The sequence below is a fragment of the Streptomyces sp. NPDC014734 genome (genome assembly GCF_043083325.1).
GTDB lineage: Bacteria > Actinomycetota > Actinomycetes > Streptomycetales > Streptomycetaceae > Streptomyces.
The window spans coordinates 1-23,456 of sequence record NZ_JBIBYN010000042.1; the positions used below are offsets into that span (position 1 = coordinate 1).

At 73.1% G+C, this 23,456-nt stretch carries 16 protein-coding genes; 5 read left to right on the top strand and 11 right to left on the bottom strand.

The window, feature by feature from the left end; all coding sequences use genetic code 11:
- Positions 1-143: 143 nt before the first annotated feature.
- Complete coding sequence (locus ACF1CT_RS36500) at positions 144-875, top strand: hypothetical protein (protein WP_391788375.1); 732 nt, start codon at positions 144-146, stop codon at positions 873-875.
- A gap of 309 nt (positions 876-1,184) precedes the next feature.
- Here the strand turns inward: ACF1CT_RS36500 and ACF1CT_RS36505 are convergent, their stop codons facing one another.
- Together ACF1CT_RS36505 and ACF1CT_RS36510 are read right to left on the bottom strand one after the other, a co-directional pair.
- Positions 1,185-2,459, bottom strand: a complete 1,275-nt coding sequence (locus tag ACF1CT_RS36505; RefSeq protein WP_391788340.1) for a hypothetical protein — start codon at positions 2,457-2,459, stop codon at positions 1,185-1,187.
- Positions 2,460-2,639: 180 nt separating this feature from the next.
- On the bottom strand, positions 2,640-5,561 hold the full coding sequence (locus ACF1CT_RS36510) for a helix-turn-helix transcriptional regulator (protein ID WP_391788341.1): 2,922 nt from the start codon (positions 5,559-5,561) through the stop codon (positions 2,640-2,642).
- 291 nt (positions 5,562-5,852) lie between these two features.
- Here ACF1CT_RS36510 and ACF1CT_RS36515 point away from each other — a divergent pair, with 291 nt between their 5' ends.
- Together ACF1CT_RS36515 and ACF1CT_RS36520 are read left to right on the top strand one after the other, a co-directional pair.
- Positions 5,853-8,699, top strand: a complete 2,847-nt coding sequence (locus ACF1CT_RS36515; protein WP_391788342.1) for a type 2 lanthipeptide synthetase LanM family protein — start codon at positions 5,853-5,855, stop codon at positions 8,697-8,699.
- Between the two features lie 15 nt (positions 8,700-8,714).
- Positions 8,715-8,972, top strand: coding sequence for a hypothetical protein (locus ACF1CT_RS36520; RefSeq protein ID WP_391788343.1), 258 nt, complete (start codon positions 8,715-8,717; stop codon positions 8,970-8,972).
- 172 nt (positions 8,973-9,144) lie between these two features.
- Here the strand turns inward: ACF1CT_RS36520 and ACF1CT_RS36525 are convergent, their stop codons facing one another.
- Positions 9,145-12,006 (bottom strand): SpoIIE family protein phosphatase, encoded by a 2,862-nt coding sequence (locus ACF1CT_RS36525; RefSeq protein WP_391788344.1) that lies wholly within the window; start codon positions 12,004-12,006, stop codon positions 9,145-9,147.
- Positions 12,007-12,408: 402 nt separating this feature from the next.
- On the opposite strand from ACF1CT_RS36525, the gene bla reads away from it, so the two are divergent.
- Entirely contained in the window at positions 12,409-13,344 is a 936-nt protein-coding gene (gene bla, locus ACF1CT_RS36530) for a class A beta-lactamase (protein ID WP_391788345.1), read from the top strand.
- Here the strand turns inward: bla and ACF1CT_RS36535 are convergent.
- The 4 genes from ACF1CT_RS36535 to ACF1CT_RS36550 all read right to left on the bottom strand — a co-directional run bounded on the left by ACF1CT_RS36535 (position 13,328) and on the right by ACF1CT_RS36550 (position 18,262).
- Complete coding sequence (locus tag ACF1CT_RS36535; protein WP_391788346.1) at positions 13,328-15,010, bottom strand: aldehyde dehydrogenase (NADP(+)); 1,683 nt, start codon at positions 15,008-15,010, stop codon at positions 13,328-13,330. The two genes, bla and ACF1CT_RS36535, sit on opposite strands and share 17 nt — an antisense overlap.
- A gap of 127 nt (positions 15,011-15,137) precedes the next feature.
- Positions 15,138-15,575 (bottom strand): MaoC family dehydratase, encoded by a 438-nt coding sequence (locus ACF1CT_RS36540; protein ID WP_391788347.1) that lies wholly within the window; start codon positions 15,573-15,575, stop codon positions 15,138-15,140.
- Position 15,576: 1 nt separating this feature from the next.
- Complete coding sequence (locus tag ACF1CT_RS36545; RefSeq protein ID WP_391788348.1) at positions 15,577-16,965, bottom strand: MFS transporter; 1,389 nt, start codon at positions 16,963-16,965, stop codon at positions 15,577-15,579.
- 100 nt (positions 16,966-17,065) lie between these two features.
- Positions 17,066-18,262, bottom strand: coding sequence for a CaiB/BaiF CoA transferase family protein (locus ACF1CT_RS36550; RefSeq protein WP_391788349.1), 1,197 nt, complete (start codon positions 18,260-18,262; stop codon positions 17,066-17,068).
- Between the two features lie 278 nt (positions 18,263-18,540).
- Between ACF1CT_RS36550 and ACF1CT_RS36555 the strand changes: the two genes are divergently transcribed.
- On the top strand, positions 18,541-19,596 hold the full coding sequence (locus tag ACF1CT_RS36555; protein WP_391788350.1) for a LacI family DNA-binding transcriptional regulator: 1,056 nt from the start codon (positions 18,541-18,543) through the stop codon (positions 19,594-19,596).
- Between the two features lie 118 nt (positions 19,597-19,714).
- Here ACF1CT_RS36555 and ACF1CT_RS36560 read toward each other — a convergent pair whose 3' ends face one another.
- The 4 genes from ACF1CT_RS36560 to ACF1CT_RS36575 form a co-directional block, all read right to left on the bottom strand.
- A complete protein-coding gene (locus ACF1CT_RS36560; protein WP_391788351.1) occupies positions 19,715-20,917 on the bottom strand; it encodes a fumarylacetoacetate hydrolase family protein in 1,203 nt (400 codons plus the stop codon).
- A gap of 156 nt (positions 20,918-21,073) precedes the next feature.
- Complete coding sequence (locus ACF1CT_RS36565) at positions 21,074-22,213, bottom strand: ABC transporter substrate-binding protein (RefSeq protein WP_391788352.1); 1,140 nt, start codon at positions 22,211-22,213, stop codon at positions 21,074-21,076.
- 96 nt (positions 22,214-22,309) lie between these two features.
- Positions 22,310-22,684: a hypothetical protein gene (locus ACF1CT_RS36570; protein WP_391788376.1), complete on the bottom strand. Its 375-nt coding sequence runs from the start codon at positions 22,682-22,684 to the stop codon at positions 22,310-22,312.
- 108 nt (positions 22,685-22,792) lie between these two features.
- Positions 22,793-23,431 (bottom strand): TetR/AcrR family transcriptional regulator, encoded by a 639-nt coding sequence (locus ACF1CT_RS36575; protein ID WP_391788353.1) that lies wholly within the window; start codon positions 23,429-23,431, stop codon positions 22,793-22,795.
- Positions 23,432-23,456 lie beyond the last annotated feature (25 nt).

The following is a 23,456-nucleotide window of genomic DNA, read 5'->3' on the forward strand; positions in this document are numbered from 1 at the left end:
CCACCCCCGCAACTACCTCGCCTTCCTCGGCCTCGCCGCCGCCCTCTGCTGCTACAAACGACTCGCCCGACTCACCACATAGGACACGGTCTAAGAGCCCGAAGTTCCGCGAACTGCTCGCCTACGCGCGACCGGGCGACACCGTGCACATCTCCGAGATGTTCCGCCTCGTACGCGGTACCGGGCACATCCTCGACGTGCTCGATGTCCTCCACCGCGACCAGGTGGCGCTTTCCATCCACGACGGCGCGTTCTCTGCCATGGACCTCACCGCCCGTCACCCGCGCACCGGGGAGCTGCTGTCCACCGTGAAGTTCATGGTGCAGACCCTCGCCGCCGCCGGCGAACTCCAGCGTGACCTCCAGCGCGAGCTGACCTACGACGGACTGCGCGCCGCCGAGGCCAAAGGCAGCGAAGGTGGGCGCCGCCCGGCCGTCCCCACCGCGAAGACCGACACCGTCCACGCCTCCTACCTGGAGGGCCGTTCGATTGCCGTCCTTGCCCGCGACCACGGCGTCAGCCGCGGCGCGATCCGCACAGCCGTCGCCGACCTTCTGCCCGACCACACGGCCATCGAGGAGGACTCCCCGGCGCCGGAGCTGCCGGTCACCCTCGACATGCCGGGCAAGGTCGCCGACTTCCTCCGCACCTCCGCACTGGACGACGTCGAGCGGGCCGCGCCCGACCAGGGGGTGACCGTACGGCGCGGCCAGGGCTACACCCTGCGCGTCAGCGCCGTCCCTGCCGTGCACCGCGGGCTCCTTGCCCGCTGCCAGCCGCTCGACGGCAGCCACGGCGCCCCGGCCGTCCCTGCCCAGCGCAAGGCCCGCCGCGAGTACGAAAACCGCGTCAGCACCCTCGGAGCCCCGGCCTGACCAAGATCACGGGCTTAGCGTTACTGGCTGTTCCGCTGGTCCCCAAGGCTGGGCCCTTGGGCCCTCCCGACGCCCCGGAATCGCACACGCACCGTGCCGCGTCCGCTTTCCGGTCGAAGGTCACCCGACGGACTCTCAGACGTGCGTACCGAGGGATGTGCGGGGCCGGTGCGGGCGGATCCCCCGGGAGACGCCCGGGCCACCCGCTCCCGGCACGAGGTCCCCGCCGGGCGGCGGGAACGACGGCCCGGCACGACTTCGCCCCGCCGGGCAGGCACGTGACAGCTCGGCGGGGCGAAGCGGGGCGGATCAGCCGACGGCATCCCGGACGGGCACGGAGATCGGTGGCATCCCGCCCGGCGACCGGCCGCCCGGTGCGCGCGCGGGAGCCAGTGCGGCGTGACGTGCCGCCGCGTCACTCACGCCGGGTACGTGCCCCTTGCGGGCGAAACCGCAGCCGGCCAGGGAGACCGCGCGGCGCGCCTCGTCGTGGCGGCCCGCCAGCCCGAACACCTCCGCCTGGTCCAGCCGGGCCAGCGCCTGCACGGTCGGGGAGTCGGTCGCCGCCGCCTCGTCCACCGCACGCCCCGCCAGCACCATGGCTTCCCCGGCGCACCCTCCGGCCGCCGCGATCCGCGCCGTCAGACCGGTCGGCCCGGCCCCGCCCACCGGCAACGTCGACCGGTGCTCGTCGCCCGCCCGCGGAGCCCGTGGCCCGTTTCCCGGAAGCCACCGCGCCGCCTCCTCGTACCGGCCCGCGTCGGTCAGCAGCCGTACGACCGCCCAGCGCACCGCCTCCCGCAGGCGGTCGAGGCCGAGCGCGTCCGCCGTGTCGGCCGCCTCCTCCATCAGGTGCACGGCCTCCCGGGCCCGGCCGGCCAGCGATTCGACCCGGGCCGCCAGCACGGACGACAACACGCCTCCGGCCCCGGGATCGACTTCCATGGCCACCGCACGTGCCAGGACCAGCGCGGTACGGGCCGGTGCCCAGGACTCCCGCATCCCGTACAGCACCGCGAGCGGGCCGACCAGGGCCAGGCGGGCCGACGGCCGCCCCTCGCCGTGCTCCTCCAGCAGGGCCCGGAGGCGGGGAACGACGGCGGCCACGGGCTCGGGACCCTGCCACAGCGACACGCCCAGGACGCGCAACGCGGTGACCCGCGCCGGATCGGACCCCGCCCGACGGGCCCACAACAGTGCCGTATCGGCAAGGGCGGTGGCCTCGGCGTACCGTCCGAGGAACTGCCGTTGCCGCGCGCCGCGGACGGCACGCAGGGCCCGGGCGAGTGCGTCGTCGCCGGGCCGGGGTCCGCAGCCGGGCCCGACGGCGAGCCGCTGCCCGGCACGGTCCGCCGCCGGAGGGCTCGGAACGGCTCCCGCCGCCCACAGCGCGAGTTCGAGTACCTCGGTCCGGTGCGGCCGGGACGGAGCCCGGTGCCGTGCCAGCCGGAAGCCGGGCCCCGCGTGCGTCAACCGTCCGGGCACCACCGTGCCCGTTCCCCCGCCCGGTGCCGGGCGGATCCGTGCCGTCTCGCCGAGTTCCACGGCGGCCCCCTCCTCGCGCGTCGTCCGTCGCCGCTGCATCGCGGCACCGGAATCATCCGATCGCGCCGCCCCGCACACATGGGTAGCGCCGACCCAGATTCGGCACCGCGTTCCTCGCCCGAGGCCATCTGCCACCCATGTCCCGCACCCGTCGCACCCGTCGCACCGGCCGTGACGGGGAGGCACCCGCGAGCCGCCGGGCGTCCGGGCGCCCCGTGTTCACCGCAGCAGATCCGTCACACGGTCGAAGAGGGCGCCGCGGTCCGGCAGCCCCGTCTTCTGCAACAGGCTCGCCACATGTTTCTCGACCGTGCGCGGAGAGATGTGCAGCCGCGCCGCCAGCACCTTGTTGCTCGGCTTGCCCGGCATCATCTCCAGCACCTCGAACTCCCGCGCGGTCACTCCGAGTCGGCGCAGCGCCTCCGGGATGCGGTCGGTGCCGGTCCGGCGCTGCCGCACCGGCTCGCCGAGCCGCCGAAGCATCGTCCGGCAGGCGCCGGCCACCGGCCCCACCTCAGCCCGGTGGAAGTACTCCTCGGCCTCGCGCAACCACTCCCGCGGCCGGCCCCAGCCCTCGGCCGCCGCCGGCTCGGCGACCAGCCGCAGACCGAGGCACCGGGCCATGAGAAAGGGTTCCGAGACCAGCCCGGCCCGGCGCATCGCCTCATCCACGCCCGCCGTGTCGCCGCGCCGCCCGGCGAGAACCGCCTCCGCCAGGAGGACGAAGTGATGGTTCCACCGCATCCCCGCGGCGTCGGTGACGGCGACCTCCCGGAGGCGTTCCTCGTCGGCCCGTCCGGCGAGCACGTCCAGCAGCAGCCCGAGACCGTGGTGGCCGTCGAGATGGAACGGGCTCTGCCGACGCCCCTGTTCGGCCGCGACCCGGGCCAGGTCGGCCTCCGCGGCGGCCCGGTCCTCCTCCAGCAGTGCGCAGAAGGCGCGGCCGAGCCCGTGCGTCAGCAGCGCCTCACCGGACTCGTCACCACCGTGCCGGGCGAACTCCTCCAGTGCCACCCGCATCCGGTCACGCCGGCCGCGGTGCGCGGCGAGAACGACCCTGGCCATCAGCACGTAGTGCATCACCCCGACCAGCCGCAGCCCCCGGCTCCGGGTCAGGCACGCGTCGAGTTCCTCCTCCGCCCGCTCGTAGTCCCCCGTCAGCACCTTGTGCAGGCCGAGGACGGCGGCGGCGTTCTGCGCGAGCGTGATCGCGCCTCCCCGCAACAACTCCTGGTGAGCCCGGCGCAGTGGAGCGGCGTCGGCCTGCGCCAGCCAGGCGTTTCCGCCGAGACCGACCAGCGCGTAGTTGCGCCAGGCCGTCAGTCCGTGTTCCACCGCGCAGTCCAGGGCCCGGCGGAAACACGCGTCGGACTCGGCGAGATCACGCTCGCGGCCGGCGAAGCCGAGGATGTACCAGGCCTGGCAGACGACCAGGGGCAGCCCGATGCGCTCCGCCCGTTCCGCCGCGCCGCGGGCGAGCCCGGCACAGCGGTCCATCCGGTCCGGCTCCGGGCTCAGTACCGCCAGATAGGCCGCCACCGCGTCCAGCGAGGACAGCTGTTCCTCGGTCGCCGCGCCGGGCAGGAGCTCCCGGGCCGCCGTCACCTGGGCGTCGCCCTGCGCCCAGTGCCCGGCCACCTGCGCCGCCCAGGCCAGACGGATGTGACGGCCGATCTGCCGGGTGCGGTCGCCGGGCGCCTGAGCGGTGAGTTCCTCGGCCACGACCAGGGCCCGGTCGAAGCTGCCGTCGTCGGCCAGCGCCTGAAGCAGCGCCTCCAGCAGTTCGGTGAGCAGACCGTGGTGCCGCGCGATGCCGCCGGGATCGCCGAGCACCGACCTGGCGTGCTCCAGGACGGCGACGGCGGAGCCCGGCGCGCCCGCCACGGTGGCCCGGCGACCGCACTCCAGGTACAGCAGGGTGGCGGCCGTGCGCTCGTCCGCGTACTCGCGCAACCGGGCGGCCAGCTGACACCACTCGTCCGGGAGCCCCGGGTGGAGGACCGAACACGCCTCCGCCGCCCGCCGCGCCGTACGGGCCAGCTCGCCGGGACCGAGTCCACTGCGCAGCGCGTCCACGGCCAGCGGATGCTGGAACGCGTACCAGCCGGGTATCGCCTCGTCCGGTGCGAGCAACTGCGCCTCCACCGCCGACTGCACCTCGTTGAGGAGGCTCTGGTCGTCCAGACCGAGCACCTGCTGCACGAGTGTGAGCTGGAAACGGCGGCCCAGCAGGGACGCCACGGACAGCAGCCGCGCCCCGCCCGGACCGAGCCGGTCGGCCCGGGCACTGATCAGCCGGACCAGTGTCGGAGGAACCGAGCCGGCGGTGGTACCCGTGAGCCGCCAGGCATCCCGCGCGTGCACCAGCTCACCGGTGGCGATCATGCTGTGCAGCAGTTCCTCGACCATGAGGGGGTTTCCGGCACTGTCGTGAAGCAGCCGGTCGCAGACCTCGACGGGTATGAGCCCGGGCTCCGCCTCCAGGCAGGCCGCCACCAACTCGTGCACCTCCGGCTGCCCGAGCCGGGCGAGCGGGAACATCACGCCGTCGTTGCGCCGGCACACCTCCTCGGCCAGCAGATGCGCCCCCGGCGACTCGGTGCGCACCGCGGCCACCACGGCGACGGGCTGCCCCGCCAGATTGCCCGCGAGGTACTCCACCACGGCGAGGGTCTCCGGGTCGGCCTCGTGCAGGTCGTCCAGTGCCAGAACGCACCCGTGCTCCCGGCCGACCAGCGCCGTCAGCCGGAGGACCGCCTCACCGAGCACGACCATCGACGCGTCACCGTACTGGCCGCCCGGTTCCTCCCAGTCCGGCACCAGGCGCCCCAACACCCTTCGGTAGGGCCCGAGTCGACGGACCAGGTCCGGGTCGAGCGTGCGCGCGACGGACATCAGGGCCTCGGTCAACGGCCGGAACGGCACCGGCGGTCCGGTGACGCTGCCGCGGCCGCGGAGCACCGGCATCTCGGCGTCCACCGCGCAGCCGAGAACCTCCCTCAGCAACCGGGACTTCCCGATCCCGGGCTCGCCCGTCAGGAACGCGACAGTGCCGCTGCCGCGCCGGGCGTCATCGAGAACCGTACGCAACCCCGCCAGTTCGGCAGGGCGCCCGACGAAGGTGGCGGCGCGGGTTCGCATGCGGGGAGTCTAACGAGCCGGGGGAGCGACAGGAGGTGGAGCGGCGAGCGGCGTCGCGGCGCCCGGCACCCCGGCGGAGTGCCGCACCGGAGTGCCGGACCGGCCCGGCGCAGCACCACCACCCGGGACGGCCCCGGCCCCCGTCCGACCGCCGGGAGGGGCATACCCGCTGGTCGGACCGGGGTACGAGGACGCATCGACGCGGCGTCGGGAGCGACACCGCGGGCCGGGTACGAATCTGGGGGACGAATACCCATGCCGGGCCGGGACGGCGGTGGCCATTCTTGCGGCGTGGACAACAGAGCGGACCGACGTGGAGTCCCCCCGACCACGTCCGAGCAGCCAGGGGGCGGAGAGCACGAGGCGTTCCTCGCCCAGGTGCTCTCCCTGGCCCCCGACACCGACGACCCGCCGCCCCCGGGCGACGCCGGGACGATCGACGAACTTGCCCACCCCTTCCGGCCGTTCATGACCGCGGCACGGCAACGGGTCCGTCGGCGGCCGACAGCCGACGCGGTCGACCTGGACGCGGTCTGGCGGGATGTGGCGGACACCCTGGCCGAGCGGCTGGCCCGACTTTCCGGACGTGTCCTGACCGGTGAACTCGCCGCCGCCCGCACCGCCGGCGCCCTGCCCGGTGCCACCGGCCCGGAGCGGTACCGGCACTTTCTCGGCCGCCTCGCCCGCCGTGACCGGCTCACCGAACTGTTCGCGCGCTACCCGGTGCTGGCCGAGCTGCTCGCCCGGGAGTGCGTCAACACCGTTACGGTGCTCACCGAACTCCTCGACCGGCTCGCCGCCGACCGGCGCGCACTGGCCGTCGAGGTCCAGCCCGCGGCCGGGACGGCACCCCTGGTCGGCGTCGCGTTCGGGACCGGGGACCGGCACGCGGGGGGACGCGCCGTCGCCGTCCTCCGGTTCGCGGGGGGAGAGCGGCTGGTGTACAAACCCCGGCCGCTCGACCTGCACCGGCAGTGGAACGCGCTGCTCGACTGGTTCCGCGGAGTCCTGCCCGAGCTGGCACCGGCCGGAGTGGCGCTCCTGGCCCGCGAGGGCTACGGGTGGACCCGGTTCGTTCCCGGGAGGGCCTGCGCCACCGTGTCCGAGGTGGAGTCGTTCTACCGCCGACAGGGCGCACTGCTGGCGCTGTGCCACGCCATCGACGCGGTCGACCTGCACTGCGAGAACGTCATCGCCTGTGCCGGCCAGCCCGTCGTGGTCGATGTGGAGACCCTGTTCCATCCGGCCTGGCGCCCGCGCACCGACCACGGCGACGACCCGGCGCTCACCGCGCTGAACGACTCGGTGGCCCGCACCGGGCTGCTGCCGTGGATGATGGACACCGAGGGCGGCCGTGTCGACATCTCCGCGTTCGGCGCCGGCGCGGACGGTTCGGGCACGCTGCTGGTGCCGGACTGGGCCGGTCTCGGCACCGACACGATGAGGGTCGTGAGGCGCAGGGTCCCCTACACGGGCGCCGCGAACCGTCCGACGCTCGACGGCAGGCCCGTCGACCCGCTGGACCACGGCGAGCATCTGCACACCGGCTTCGAGGCCGGCTACCGCGCCGTGCTGCACCACGCCGGTGAACTCACCGGCCCGGACGGGGTGCTCGCGGGGTTCGCCGGGCGACCGACCCGGGTCGTGGTGCGCCCCACCCACGTCTACGCCTCGATGCTGGAGGAGGCCACGGACCCCGAACGGCTCACCGGTCCGGGTACCCGCGTCGCCGCCTTCGCCGGTCTGGACACCGAGACCGGACGCGCGCACCTGCGTGAACTGGCGGCGCACGAAAGGGCGGACCTGATCGTCGGCGACGTCCCGCTGTTCACCGGTACGACCGACGCGCGCGTCCTGCGCACCGCGCACGGCACACCCGTGCCCGTGACCCTCGCGACAAGCGGCCTCGACACCGCGCTCGACAAGATCCGCCGCATGAGCGAGGCCGACCTGCGCAGACAGAAATGGCTGATCGCCGCGACGCTGGCCACCAGGGACACACGGGACGCACGGCCCGCCGGAGCGAACCGGATCCGCCCGGCGACCCCCCAGCCCCTCGACCGCACCCGGCTGCTGGCCCTCGCCTGCCGGATCGGCGACGAACTGATCGCCACGTCCGTACGGAACGCCGACAGGACCAACTGGATCGGTCTGGAACTCCTGGACGGACGGCAGTGGGCGGTGCAGCAGGCCGGGGCGGGCCTGGCCGAGGGATATCCGGGCCCCGCCCTGTTCCTGGCCCAGCTGGGCCGTCTCACCGGCATCGACCGGTACACCTCGGTGGCGGAACACGCCGCCGCGGCACTGCCGGACCTGGTTCGCGGACTCGCGCGGCACGCCGTCCTGTCCCGGCAGGTCGGCCCGGGCGGCTTCTTCGGACTGGGCGGGATCTGCTACGCGGTGGCCCGGCTGGCGACCCTGCTGGAGGACGTCCGGCTGCGGGACTGCGTACCCGACGCCCTGACCGCGCTGGCCTCCTCACTCGCCTCGTCCACCGGGGACGAGGACGGAGCGGGGGTCGGACTCGGCCCGGCCGGGGGGCTCGCCGCACTGCGCGCCGTGCACGCCGAGACGGGGGAGCGGTACGCGGGCGAACTCGTGGAGTCCTTCGCCGCACGACTGGATTGCCAGCGCCCACCGGACGGCGGGACCGGCGGCTTCCTGCACGGAGACGCCGGCATCCGTTGGGCCACCGGGCGGGCCGCGGCACCGTGTCCCGAGGACGGGGACCTCAGCTGGGGCACCGGACTTGCGGGTGCGGCCCTGGCCGCGGTCGGCCGCCCCGGCGGCGAAACGGTGGTGCGCCGATTCCTCACCGACGCCACGGCACGGACACCGTTGTCCGACCAGTCGCTGTGCCACGGCGAACTGGGCGTCATCGACGCGCTCATCGAACTGGAACGGGCCGGGTACGAAGAGGCCCGTCGCCTGTGCAGGATGTCAGGCAGCCGACTGCTCGGCGCGGTCGAACAGTACGGCGCCCGCTGCGGAACGGCGGGCGGGGTGCCGACCCCCGGCCTGCTGTACGGCACCGCCGGGATCGGCTACGGCCTCCTGCGGCTGGGCTTCGCCACCGAAGTGCCCTCGGTCCTGCTGCTGAGGCCCGGACCGGTACACGACCGACCCACTCACCGATGAACTCCGAGCTCACCGATGAACACCGAACCCACCGAGAACACCGAACCCACCGATGAACACCGAGAAAGGGAGTACACGATGCACGAGCACGGACAGGAAGACGCGGCACGGGAACCGCAGGACGACGGCCGCACCGAGGCCCCGGAACTCGCCGGTGGCAGGGATGTGTTCGGCCGCAGGGCGAGAATCCTCGCCGGGCTGACCATGGGGGCCGTGGTCGTCACCGCGGTCGCCACCGGGGACCCCACCCCGACCATGGCCAGCTGGGCCTGACCGTTCTGCCACGCAGGCCGCCGCGAGCCGTCCGGTCGCCGACCGCGCCGGACGGCTCGCGGGCCCGCCACCCGTCCCAAACAGGTGGCCCGAGGCCGGAGGTCCCCGAGGCCGGAGGCCGACACCCCGAGCCCCTGAACCCCGCTCCGGGCGCCTGCCGGGGGCCGCGTGCTCACAGCGGCGCGATCGCGTCCACGTCGAAGACGGGAAGGGCGGGAGCCGAGGCGCCGGGCAGCGACTGCGCGGTCCAGATGCACTTGCCGACCGGGGTGTAGCGCGTGCCCCATCGTTGGGAGAGCGTGGCGACGAGTTGCAGCCCCCGGCCGCCCTCGTCCGTCTCCGCCGCATGGCGGATCCGCGGCATCGTCAGGCTGCCGTCGGAGACCTCGCAGACCAGGTCGGAATCCCGCAGCAGCCGCAGGTGCATCGGCCCCCTCCCGTGGCGCACGACGTTGCCGACCAGTTCGCTGGCGAGCAGCTCCGTGGTGGCCGAGAGCTCCTCCAGTCCCCACGCCCCCAACTGGTCCCGGACGTGTCTGCGGGCCCGGCCCGCCGCACGGGGATCCTCCGGCAGCGGCCAGGAGGCGATCCGGTCCGCCGTGAGGGTGTGCATCCGCGCGACGAGAAGGGCGATGTCGTCGCCGACGGTTCGTCCGCGGGTCAGTCCCGCGACGACGTCGTCGCAGACCTGGCCGACGTCCCCGTCGCACCGGGCCTGAAGCAACCTCGCCAAATCGGCCATGCCCCGGTCGATCTCGTGTCCGGACGATTCGACGAGCCCGTCGGTGTAGAGCACGAGGAGACTTTCCGGCGGCACCGACACCTCGACCGTCTCGAAGGGCGGTTCCGCCGCGCCCAGGGGAGGGTTGGTGGTCAGTTCCGGGAAGTGGACGGTGCCGTCCGGGTGGACCAACGCGGGCGGCGGATGACCGGCGCTGGTGAGGGAACACATGCCGCTGGTGGAGTCGTAGACCGCGTACAGACAGGTGGTGTACGAGTTGTCCCCGAGGTCGCCGACGATGTCGTTGAGGTGGGTCATGATCTCGTCGGGGGGAAGCTCCAGGGCGGCCAGCGTGCGCAGGGCGGTGCGCAGCCGTCCCATGGTGACCGCCTCGGAGAGGCCGTGCCCCATCACGTCGCCGACCACGAGCGCGACACGGCAGGCGGACAGCGGGATCACGTCGTACCAGTCGCCACCGACGTCCATGCCCTGTGCGGCCGGAAGGTAGCGGGCGGCGGTGGTGCATGCCGACAGGTCCGGGAGCCGTTGGGGGAGCAGCGCGCGCTGGAGCTCCTGGGAGCGGGTGTGCTCGGCGTCGTAGAGCCGCGCGCGTTCCAGGGCGTGGGCGACCAGGGCGCTGATCGTGTTCAGCAGGGTGCGCTCCTCGTCGTCCAGTCGGCGCGGCCCGTCGAACGCGAGCACGCACACGCCGAAGCTGCGCCCGGAGGCGGTCAGTGGCAGGAACGCCCAGGCCTGCTTGCCCGGGGACGCGGGATGGTCGAGCGCGCCGGGGTAGCGCGCGTTGAACTCCGGGGGCGAGGAGATGAACAGCGGTTGCGCCGTCGAGATGGCGTCCCTGATGGGGCTCCGGGTGTCCTCCGGGCGGCTTTTGATCCAGTCGAGGAAGGCGCGGGGGTATCCGACCGCTCCCACGTTGTGCACCCGGTCGCCCTCCACGGTCTGGACCAGCAGCCCCGAGGCTCCGAAGGGAGGCAGTACCCGCTGGGCGACCGCGCTCACCACGTCGCGGGAGGTCGTCGCGGTCGCGAGCGCCGCGGTGAGTTCCGCGATCCGGGCGGAGCGCTCGGACGCGGTGTGTTCGGCGGCCCGCCGGTCCGTCTCGTGCCGACGCTTTTCGGTGACGTCCGTGAAGTACAGGGTGACGCCGTCCGGCACGGGCACCACCCTCAGGTGGTAGCACCGCTCGGTGCCGGGCATCCACACGTCGAAGCTCGTCGGCGAGGAGGAGGCGGCGGCCTCACGGCACCGGGCTTCCATACCGGCGATCTGCCGCACCGTCGGCAGCGTCCACAGCACCCGGCCGTACAACTCCTCCTTGGAGGAGCCCAGCATGTTCTCCGCCTTCAGGTTGACGAAGGCGATCCGCCAGTCGTCACCGACGGAGAGGAACCCGTCACTCATGTGGCGAAGGGCGCGGCTGAGCGCGTCATGGGCCTCGCGGGTCTCATGGGTGTCCCACGCCGTTCCGACCATCCGGCAGGGATCACCGTTGTCGTCGATGAGCACCCTGCCACGGGCACGCGTCCAGCCGTAGCCGCCCCCGGGCCGCCGGACCCGGTATTCGGCCTCGAACACGCCGCGGTCGCGGACGGCCCTGTCCACGGCGGCGAGCGTCCACGGCAGGTCGTCGGGGTGAACGACCCGCAGCCAGCTCTCGACGCGCGGAACGAACTCCTCCGGCCGCGTCCCGTAGACGGACATGGCCGCATCGTCCCAGGTCAGCTCATCAGTGTGGATGTTCCACTCCCAGGTGCCCACCTGGGAGGCGTCCAGCGCCTGGCGCAACCGGCCGGCGCTCGGCTCCCCGGCGTCGGGGCGGGGCCGCGGCGGCGCGAGAGCCATTCGCCGCTGCGCCCAGTCGGCCACCGCCGCCAGGAATTCCCACTGCTCCTCCCCGGGCTCCCCGGCGGCACCGGTGACGACCGTCAGCGCGCCGATCGGCCGCTGTCCGCCGGACAGCGGCACGGCGGCCTCGCCCTCGCCGGGCCAGGGGACCGCGGTCGTGTGCCGCGCGGCGCCGCCGTCGTGCGGTGCCCACACGGCGGCGTCCCGGCGCACGGTGACGGCCGGGGCCATCGAGCTCTCGTGGTCGACGATCTCCCAGGCGCGGACGAGTGCCGCGGGCAGTCCTGTCGTCGACACGAGACGCAGCGCGCCCATGGGACCGCACAGGTGCACGGCGCCGCCGAGTCCGTTCAGCGCGCTCACCGCGTGTTGCAGGGCAAGCCGCAGCACCTCCCCCTCGGAGGCGTCCGCTTCCACGGTGCGGAGCAGCGCCAGCCTGCCATCCATGGTCGAATTGTACTTTTTGATGTCTGTATCGGGCATGTCCGGTGTGGCGAAGGTGGTGGTGCGGGCCCCGTGGCCCGCCGGTCTCGCGCCCGGTCCTTTGTTCGACACGCGGAAGGATGGTCGGGTCGGCCGCCCGTATGCGCTACAGTTGATCTTGGCAGTTCGCCGCAACACACGGTGGCTGACGATGCGTTGGTGGTCCAAGGAAAGACGCCCCGCTTCCTGCGGGGAAATGCAGGTGCAAGGCCTGCCCGGCGCTCGCTCACGAGGCCCTTCCCCCGTCGGGGAAGGGCCTCGTCACGTTCCCCGCGTCCGCGCCCGGACAACTCCGGTACGCCCCGCCCACGAGGAATCCCTCCCGAACTCCGGCAGGGCGTTCGCCGGGCGGAGGAGGATGCTCCCGTGGAGACCTTCGAGAAGTGCCCAGGTCGTCGGGCGTTCCTGGCCCTCGGGGCCGGGACGGCACTGGCCGCCGTCGTGCCCGTGGGCGGGCCCGCCCACGCGGTGGGCGGCCCGTCACCGGACGAGGATTCGGTCGCCGGGTCACTGGCCGGCCTCGAACGGGAGCACGGGGCCCGGCTGGGGGTGTTCGCGCGGAACATGGTCACGGGCAGGAGCGTGGCGTACCGCGCGGACGAGCTCTTCCCGATCTGCTCGGCGCACAAGACGATCACCACCGCCGCGGTCCTGAGGGACCTCGACCGGGACGGCGAGTTCCTCGCCGAGCGCATCCGGTACACCGAGAAGGACGTCACGGACTCGGGCCACGCCCCTGTCACGGGCACGCCCGAGCACCTCGCGAACGGCATGACCGTCGCGGAACTGTGCGCCGCCGCCCTCGGCCACAGCGACAACGCCGCCGACAACCTGCTGCTCCGCCAACTCGGCGGCCCCGCGGCGATCACCCGTTTCTGCCGGTCCATCGGCGACCGTGTGACGCGGCTCGACCGGTGGGAGCCCGAGCTGAACTCCGCCGAACCCGGGCGTGCGACGGACACCACCAGCCCGGCCGCCATCGGACGGAGCCACCTGAAGCTGGTCCTCGGGAACGCGCTCGCTCCCGGGGACCGCCGACGGTTGACCGACTGGCTGCTCGCCAACACCACCGGTGCCGCGCGCCTGCGCGCCGGACTCCCCGGGAGCTGGACGCTCGCGGACAAGACCGGCACCGGCGACTACGGAACCACCAACGACGTCGGCATCGCCTGGACCCCGGACGGGACGCCCGTCGTGCTGTCCGTCCTGTCCACCGCACGCGACGCCGACGCTCCGGCGGACGAACCGCTGGTCGCCGGGGCCGCCGCCCTGCTGGTGGCGGCCCTCACCCGGCACCCGTGATCATCGGCCCCACCGGCCGGACGGCGGGGTTCCGCGCCCCGGCGCCATCGGTCCCGGCGCCATCGGTCCCGGTACCGTCGGCCCCGGCACCGTCGGTCCTGACGCCGTCCGTCCTGCGGGGCAGGCCATAGGGGTTGTCGTCGGAGAGTTCCGGCGGGAGCAGTCCCGCGGGCAGGTTCTGGTAGCAGACGGGGCGCAGGAATCTGCGCATCGCGAGCGTCCCCACCGAGGTGGTACGCCCGTCCGACGTGGCGGGGAAGGGTCCGCCGTGCACCATCGCGTGGCTCACCTCCACTCCGGTGGGCCAGCCGTCGAACAGCACCCGGCCTGCCATGTCCTCCAGAACGGGCAGGAGTCCGGCCGCCGTCGTGCCGTCCCCCTCGCCGTGGTGCACGGTGGTGGTGAGCTGCCCCCGCAGCGCGCGGGCCACCCGGGTCAGCTGTCCGCCGTCCCGGCACACGACAAGGGTCGACGCGGCGCCGAAGGCTTCCTCCTGGAGCCCGGGGTCCTTCAGGAAGTCGTCGGCCGCGACGGTCAGCAACCGGACCGTCGCGGTGTTCTCGCCCTCGCCCGGCAGGCCCGTGGCGATCTCCCGGACCCCCTCGCCGGCCCGCAGCGCGGCCGTGGCCCGCTCGTAGGCCCGGTGAATGCCGGAGGTCAGCATCGTCTGCCCGGTGCTGCGGCCGACGGCCGCCGAGGCCGATGCGACGAACCGGTCGAGGTCCGCCCCGGCCACCGCGATCACCAGGCCGGGGTTGGTGCAGAACTGTCCCGCGCCGAGGGTCAGCGACGCGGTGAACCCCTCGGCCAGCTCCCCGGCCCGCTCGCGCAGGGCCCCCGGAAGCAGGAAGACCGGATTGACGCTGCTCATCTCCGCGTACACCGGGATCGGTACGGGCCGGGCCGCGGCGGTGCGCATCAGGGCGAGGCCGCCGGACTGCGAGCCGGTGAAGCCGACCGCGCGGATCCGGGGATCGGCCACCAGGGCCTGCCCGAGATCGCTGCCGGCCCCGAAGAGGAGCGAGAACACCCCCTCGGGCAGTCCCTGGTCCCGGGCGGCCGCCGCGACGGCGGAGCCGACGAGTTCACAGGTGCCGAGATGGGCCTGATGGCCCTTCACCACCACGGGGCAGCCCGCGGCGAGGGCCGCCGCGGTGTCCCCGCCCGCCACGGAGAAGGCCAGCGGGAAGTTGCTCGCGCCGAAGACCGCCACCGGCCCGACGGCGAGATGCCGCTGGCGCAGGTCGGGTCCGGCCGTGCGACGGCCGGCGGGCGGGGCGGGGTCGACACGCACCTCGGCCCATTCCCCGGCCCGGACCTCCTCGGCGAAGAGACGGAGCTGGGCGGTGGTGCGGTCGCGTTCACCGCTGATCCGCCCCCGGGGCAGGCCGCTCTCGGCGACGGCCCGGTCGACGAGTTCGTCTCCCAGTTCCTCGATGCGGTCGGCGATCCGCTCAAGGAACGCGGCCCGCTCGGCGGGGGGCACGGAACGGTAGCGCAGGGCGGCCGACGCGGCGCGTGCACACGCGTCGTCGACCTCCCGCGCCCCGCCCGCGGCGTAGGGCGGCTCCAACGGCTCGTCGGTCCGGGGGTCGGCCGAGCGGACCGCCGGGCCGGTGCCCTGGCGTCGTTCGGCGCCGATGAACATGGCTCCGGTGAGGGGCATGGCTGTGTACCTCGTCAGAAGTGGCTGGGTCGGGAAGGGCTGATGGGGAGAGACGGCGTCGGCGACGGCGGTGCCGCCGGGGGCGGTGGGGGCGCCGCGGAGGGGCGGCGCCCCCGGTGGGCGGGTTTCAGCCGCGCCGGTCGACGGCCAGGATGTGCAGGCAGGACAGGACCGTCTCGCCGTTCTGGTTGGTGCCGGTGTACTGCTTGGTCACCAGCCCGATGCCGGGCCTGCGGTGATCGCGCAGTTCGGTGACGACGCCGTGTGCCGAGACGGTGTCGCCGGCCAGGACGGGCCGGGGGAAGCGGATGCGTTCGTAGCCGTACGCCACCGCGCGCGGGTTGTACTCGACGGTGAGACCGACGACCAGCCCGAAGGTGAGCACCCCGTGCACGAGCCGGCCGCCGAACCGCTCCTCGGCGAAGGCCCGGTCCATGTGTGCCGGGTGGAAGTCCATGGTGAGCCCGGCGAAGGCGCTGATGTCGCCCTGGTCCAGCGTCCGTGAGCCGCCCTCCTGGGTCTCGCCCACCGTGTAGTCCTCGAAGTAGCGCTCCACGAGCCGCATGTCAGGCCACCGCCTTCGCCGTCGGGCCGCCGTCGGCCGGGCCGGAGACCCAGGCCTCCTCCGCGGCGAAGTCGGTCTCGGTGCCCTGGCGGGCGTCCGACCTGAAGTACTTCGAGTAGTGGACCGACACGAGTGCGATCGTGGCGTAGACGACCATGCAGAGCGCGATGGGCCACCAGCTGTCCGCGGCCCTGTACAGCACGGTCGCCACCAGCGGGGTCGTCCCGGCGAGGATCGCACCGCTCGTCTCGCGGGCGAAGGCCACGCCCGAGTAGCGCAGGGAGGGCGGGAACATCTCGGGGAGGAAGGCCGCCTGGGCGGCGTAGCAGACGGTGACGGAACAGACGAAGCAGACCACCAGCGCCGCGATGATCACGGGGGTGCTGTGGGTGTCGATGAGCGCGAACATAGGGAAGGGCCACAGGATCCCGAAGGCGGTCCCGCAGAGGAAGAGCCTGCGCCGTCCGACGCGGTCGCCGAGGGCGCCGAAGAACGGCATGAAGGCGGCCCCGGACACCAGCACGACGGCGTTCACCGCCAGCGCGAGACCGGCCGCCAGACCGACGTTGTCCGTGAGATAGCTCAGGATCCACACCTGGGGGATGTAGGAGTATCCGCTCAGGATGACGTTGGATCCCAGCGCGACCAGGAGCCGGCGCTTCTCGGTGCGCAGCAGTTGGGCGAGCGGGACCTTCGGCGCGTCGTCGGACTCCTTGACCGCCTCGAAGGAGTCCGTCTCCGTCACCTTGCGGCGGATGTAGAACGAGACGGCCAGCAGCACCAGGCTGAGCAGGAAGGGAAGTCGCCATCCCCAGGTGTAGAAGCTGTCCCCGGTGAGCGCCAGTACGCCCTGGAAGACGGAGAGTCCCAGTGCCGAGCCGATCCACACGCCCGCACCCGACCACGACGCGTAGAACCCGCGCCGTGCGGGCGGAGCCGACTCGGAGGAGAGCACCACCGCGCCGGCGTACTCGGCTCCCGCGCCGAGCCCCTGGGCCAGTCGCAGGACGACGAGGAGCAACGGGGCGAGGACGCCCACGCTGTCGTGGCCCGGCAGCACACCGATCAGGGTGGTGCTGACACCCATCAGCGCGAGGGTGACCACCATGACCGGTTTGCGGCCGATCCGGTCGCCGAGATGCCCGAACACCATGCCCCCGAAGGGACGGGCGAAGTAGCCGACCGCGAAGGTGGCGAACGCCGCCATGAGCCCGACGAACGGATCGTCGGTGCCGAAGAAGTAGTCCTTGAAGATCAGGGTCGCCGCGGCACCGTAGAGGCCGAAGTCGTACCACTCGACGAGGCTGCCCACGGCCGAGGCCATCGAGGCCCTGCGGGCCCGGGTGGTGGCTCTGTCGGGTGTGGGGGCGGGGGTGGGGGACGTATCCATGTCTGCTCCGTTGCTGTGATGGATCATCTCTCTGACGGGTGTGCTCAGCCCTCTCGCTGCGCTCGACGCGTGCCCTCGGGGTGGAGGACGGGTGCCGCGGTCATCCGGCGGAGGCGCAGTGGACGACGCCGTCCTCGGCCAGCCGGTCGATGACGTCCCCGGGGATGCCGAGTTCGCTCAGTACCTGTCGGCTGTGCTGGCCGTTGACGGGGGCGGGACGCTCCACGGTCTGCGGGGCGGCGGCCAGTCTGAAGGGGAAGCCGGGGGTGGTGACGGTCCCCTCGGTGGGGTGCTCGTAGGTGACGAACGAGCCGTTGTGCACGACCTGCGGGTCCGTCATCAGCTGGTCGTAGTCGTAGACGGGCCCGCACCACACCCCCGCCGAGCCGAGTGTCTCCAGCCAGTGGGAGGTGGTTTCCTCGCGCAGGTTCTCCTCGACCAGCGCCGAGATCTCGTCACGCCCGGCGAAGCCGTCGCGTTCCGCCTCGTAGGCGGCCAGCCGGGGGTCGCGCATCAGCTCGGCCAGGGTCGCCGGCTCGGCGAAGGAGAGCGCCAGATATCCGTCCCGGGTGGGATAGATCCCGTACGGGGCACGAATGTAGCTGTGGGCATGGATCCGCTCGCTACGGCTCTGGCGCACCCCGCCGACCGTGCGCACGGTGATCTCCTGCATCTGCGCGGCGATGATCGCGTCGAGCATGTTGACCTCCACGAGCTGCCCCTGTCCGGTGCGCTGGCGGTGGAAGAGCGCGGCGAGGGCCCCCTCGAACGCGGAGTAGGCCGCGAAGGCGTCGACGAGGAAGTACGGAGCCGCCGTCGGCGCGGCGCCGGGTTCACCGGCGCTGAACAGCGCCCCGCTCATGGCCTGGAGGAGGAGGTCCTGGCCGGGTCGTTTCGCGTACGGCCCGCTCTCGCCGTATCCGGAGACGGAGACGTACACCAGGTCCGGCTTGATGGCCCTGAGCGTCTCGTAGTCCACGCCGAGGCGCTGGGCGACTCCCGGGCGGTAGTTCTGCAGGAACACGTCCGCTGTCGCGACGAGTTCGCGCAGCAGCCTGCCGCCCTCCTCGGACTTGAGGTCGACGGACAGGCTGCGTTTGTTGCGGTTGAGGGAGAGGAACGAGGCGTTGACCTCGTTGCCCCGGGCGCCACCGGCCGCCGCGTGGCGCTGCCATTCACCCGTGGTGGGCTCGACCTTGATCACGTCGGCTCCGAGGTCGGCCAGTTTCATGGCGGCGAACGGTCCGGACATCGCGATCGAGAGATCGAGTACACGGATCCCTTCGAGAACCTTCATGAGCAGCCTCTTCACATAGAGTCGGAAAGAGAGCGAAAGGGGACGAGCCCTGCGCACATGAGGAATGTTAGCGCTATCGGTAGCGCTAACAGAAGACCTTGGGGGAAACATCACCGACATCGGCCGCACAACACCGATGTCCACGGCCGGCGGTACGGGGGCGTCGCCGCCCGTGGACCCGGCGTCCCGGCGCGCGCCCGGAGCGGCGGCGCGACTGCGTAGAGTTGTGCGCGACGCAATTGACGATCATCACTCGGCACAGAGGGGCGAGGCCCAGCATGAGCAGCCGCGACGTCGCGGCGGACCGGGTTCGCCGGCGCCGCTCCGGTACCCGGTCCGTGACACTCCAGGATGTCGCCGCGATCGCCGGAGTATCGGCGCAGACCGTCTCCAGGGTCCTGCGGATACCCGATGAGGTGAGCCCGGAGACCAGGGACAGGGTGCGGGCCGCGTTGCAGGAGGCCGGATACGTGCCCAACCTGTCCGCGCGCAACCTGGCGTCGAACCGCAGCAAGATCGTCGCGACGGTGATCCCCTCGGTCTCGGCCTCGATCTTCTCCGAGACGCTCACCGGCCTGTCGTCGGTGCTGGCCCCGGAGGGCTACCAACTCCTGCTCGGCTACACGGACTACGACGACAAGCGGGAGGAGGAACTCATCCGCTCGCTGCTCGGCCGCCGTCCCGACGGCTTCTTCATGACGGGCGCCCTGCACAGCCCGGCGGTGATCAAGATACTCAAGGCGTCCAGGGTCCCCGTCGTGGAGACCTGGGACTGGATCGACACCCCGCTGGACACCCTCGTCGGCTTCTCGAACGAGGACGCCATGTACGCGATGGTCTCCTGCCTCCACGAATCCGGGTACCGGGCCCCGTGCTTCGTCGGTTCGCTGCTGGAGGGCGACCACCGTTCACGGCGGCGGCTCGACGGCTTCCTGCGCGCGGTGGAGGTCCACTGGCCGGGCCGCGAACCACGGGTGGTCGACGCCTCCGCCCACCCGCTCACCCTGGAATCGGGGGGACAACTGCTGGACATCGCCCGGCGGGAACACCCCGAGAGCGACGTCCTCGTCTTCGCCACCGACATCTACGCCAACGGAGCGCTCCTCGCGGCGGCCTCCCGCGGCATCGCCGTACCGGACGAGATCGCGGTGTCGGGGTTCGGCGACTTCGAGCTGTCGCGACTGCTGCGGCCCGGACTGACGACGGTGGCCCTCCCCAACACCACGATCGGCCGGGAGGCGGCCCGCATGCTGCTGACGCGGATGCGGGGGGAGCAGCCGGAGTCGTCGAAGGTGGACATGGGCTTCGAGATCCGCCGACGGGGCAGCGCCTGAGGGCCTGCCTGGGTGGCCACCCGGGCAGGCCCTCAGGCGCTGACGGACGCCCCGGGGCCGGGGCGGGGGACGGGGTGTCCGGCGGGCCGGTCCCGCGGACCCGCCGACCGGCCCGCCGTCACAACAGGCCGCGGCGTGCGAGCCCGGTCATCAGCTCCCCCACCCCGTAGGTCCACGGCACACAGTCCTGCGTGTCCCGGACCTCGTGGGCCAGCGTGCCCAGCTCCGGTGTCGAGATGCGGACCACGTCCCCGGTGCGGTGACTGAAGCCGCGTCCGGGCTCACCGCGGTCGTTGACGGGCGCGAACATCGTGCCCAGCAGCAGGACGACCCCGTCCGGGTACTGGTGGTGTTCTCCCATCAACTGCCGCACCAGGTCCTCCGGTTCGCGGCTGGTCTGCCCCTGGGACGACCTGCCGCTCAGCAGGTAGCCGTCCGTGCCGTGCACCTCCAGGCGCACGGTCGCGGACCGGACGTCGTCGAGGCCGAAGGTGTCGTCGAAGAGCCGGACGAACGGACCCAGCACGCAGGAGGCGTTGTTGTCCTTGGCCTTGGGCAGCAGGAGTGCCGAACGCCCCTCGTAGTCACGGAGGTTGATGTCGTTGCCCAGGGTCGCGCCGACGATCTCGCCCCGCGAGGAGACCACCAGGCCGATCTCCGGCTCGGGGTTGTTCCACTCCGACTCGCGCAGTACCCCGGCGCGGCTGCCCGGGCCGACCGCCGAGAGCGGGAGCGCCTTGGTGAAGATCTCGGCGTCGGGCCCGATGCCGACCTCCAGGTACTGGCTCCAGGCGCCCCGGGCCACCAGACGCCGTTTGACCTCGGCCGCCTCGGGCGTACCCGGGCGCAGACTGCGCAGATCGCCGCCGAGGACCTCGGCCAGTTCCGCGCGGATGGCCGCGGCTGCGCCCGCGTCGCCCTTGGCCCGTTCCTCTATCAGCCGTTCCACCATGGAGTTCGCGAAGGTGACACCGGCCGCCTTCACCGGCTGGAGGTCCACCGGGGCCAGCAGGCGTGTCACCGCCGGGTCGTCGGCGTGCCGGACGGTCCGCGCCAGCAGTTCGTCGAGGCTCCCGATCCGGGTCCCGGTCGCCCGGCCGAGCGCGTCGGCGGGCCGCCGCTCCTCGCACAGCCGGGAAACGGTGGGGAAGTCGCCGGAGATGTCGTAGACGCCGTCCGCGCGGACGGCGGCCGGTGAGGGGCCGCCCGCCTCGGGGTTCCAGATCCTGGCGAGGAGGCTCCCCGCCGTGCCGTCCCGGGGGAGTGCGGCTTCGGCGGTGAGCTCCGGCGTCACCGTGGCGATGGGGCTGTCGGTCGTCATGGGGACCTGCTTTCGGTGGAGGACCGGTCGGCGTCCGAGGGCCGGGGCCGTGGTCCTGCTCCGGCCGCGTCCTCGGTGGCGCCGTGCGCGGTCCGCTGATGGTGTGCGCGGTTCTGTGCCTGTCGTGTGCCGCGTCGGCGGTGCCCGCCGACGTGCTCAGTCCCCCGTCGCGGAGCGTGCCGTATCGCGGTGGAGTGCTTCCAGGTCGTCGTGGACCGCTCGGGCCGGACGGTCCGTCAGCAGCCCGTCCCGGACGATCGCCGAGGCCGCCTGCTGGAACACCGTGTAACCGGGGTGGCGGGGACGCACCCAGGCGCTCTCCGTGGTGGCGAGGGTGTCGGTGTAGAAGTCGCCGCTGTGCGCGTTCACGGCGGGATCGGTCCACGCCTCCCTGCGGGCGGGCTGTCCCCGGTGACGGGGGAGGTGTTCCCGCTGGGCGTCGGCGGACAGCAGCCAGACGATGTGCCGGACCAGCTCCTCGGTCACCGGAGTCCGGCGCGAGACGGCGAGCCCCGTTCCCCCCAGTACGGAACCGAGCCGTCCACCCGGTCGGCAACGGGGTACGTCCGCGAAGCGCACCGGACTCCCCTCGGCCGACGCGTAGTTGACGTAGCCGTAGACGAGGGGGCAGTAGGCGATCCGCCCGTCCGCGATCCGCTCCAGCAGCGCGATGGGGTTCAGCTCGGACGTGGCGGGGTCGCAGCGGTCGAAGAAGTCGCGCATCATCTCCAGCGCCGTCACCCCCGTCGCCCTGCCGACCAACGGCACCGCGTCGGCCCGGGTGGCCGGGGGCTCGCCGAGGGCCACGCACAGCGAGAAGTAGGTGAGCAGGGCGTGCGGCCCCGCGAGGGAGAGCGCGACGGGAGCCGTGCCGGACAGCTCCAGTGCCTCGTCCCACGTCCGCGGGGGCCCGGACACCGATGCCCGGTTCAGGGCGGCGACCTGGGTCGCCACGTCCAGCGGCGCGGCCCACAGCCTGCCGTCGAGGGTGTACGAGTGGGCCGCGGCGCCCACGGTCGTGGCCCGCCACTCCTCGACGACCGCCGCGGGAAGCAGCTCGTCCAGCGGCCGGAGCGCATCGGCCGCCAGCGCGTCCCCGAGGTGCGGATGGTCGAGGACGACGAGGTCGTAGCGTGCGCACAGATCATCGACGGGGTGGGACTCGAACCCCTCCAGGGGCTGGCTGTCCCAGGTGAGAGTGTGTTCGTGGTCCTCTGCGGAGAAACGCGAGGCGGCGTCGCGCAGGGCGACCGTGCCTCTCGGATGGTCCCAGGTGAGCCCTCGGTAGTCGGTCATGGAAGCACCTTCAGCGAGTGTGGCGGAGGCGGTCACAACGGTTAAGTTAGCGCTACCGTTAGCGCTAACTTACTACAGGCGGGTCTTCCGCGACAGTCATGCGCGGTGGTCCCGGGCGTCCGGCGGCAGGGAGGCGGGGCGGGCGCGGGGGCCCGTCGGCCAGGAGCAGGAGCAGGAGCAGGAGCAGGAGCAGGACGCCGACGCGGACGCGGACGGCCGGTTCGCCGTCGGCAAGCAGCCGACGGCAGACGTCGAGGGTCTCCGGCCCGAGTGCCCCCGCACGATGCCGCCGCCGGGGCCGAGCCCGGGCCCGGTGCGGCTGGTCACGCCGGGCCGGACGAGCGTGGCGAGGGCCGACCTGACCGCCTCGGTCCGTTCCTGCCGACTGAGCGGCGGCAACGCGTTCTGGACCAGGGCCTGTGCCCCCTCGTGGAGCAGCCCGGCCGGCTCCCCGGCGCCGTCCGCGACGATGGCACCGCCGGGGCCGGGGCGACGGAGAACTCCGCGTCGACGGTGATCACCCGCCCGGCGGGAGGACCCGGGAGCGTCGGGGGACGGGCCCCTGCGCCGGGGGCGCGGTCACGGGCCGGGACGCAGCACGGCCGCGACGAGCCTGCCCAGGCAGTCGCGGTACTGGCGCTCGGTCAACCCGGCGTCGAGCACAAGCTGTTCGTACCCCTCCGGGGAGAGCACGAAGGACAGGGCCGCGGCGATCCGCGCGTCCTCGCCGCCTTCCACGAGGCCGCGGCGGCGCAGGAGGGCGACGGTCTCCCCGATGTCGGCGCGGCGGCGGTCGAGCAACTGGTCGAGGACGGCCCGGACATCGGCCTCCGTGTCCGCGGCGCTGACGAAGGCGCGCCACAGGCCCGCCGAGCGGGCGTTGGCGGTGGCGATCAGTTCGATTCCCGCAGCGAGGTAGGCCTCGCCCTCCAGATGCTCGATGGCCGTGAACGGCTCGCGTTCCAGCAGCGGTGCCGAACCCTCGGATCCGGCGAAGGCCTGCTCGAAGGCGGCCAGCAGGAGGGCGCGCTTGGGCCCGTACCCCTTGACCGTCTCGACCGAGACCCCGGCGTCGGCGGCGATCTCGGCGAGTTTCGTGTGCCCGTACCCGCGCTCGGCGAAGCGGTCCGCGGCTGCCGCGAGGACCCGCCGCCGCGTCGCTTCGGCCTGCTCGGTGCGCAGCGCCGATCGGTAGGTACGGCGTTCCGCCCCACTCATTTGACCTTCCTTCAAGGGTAGTCAA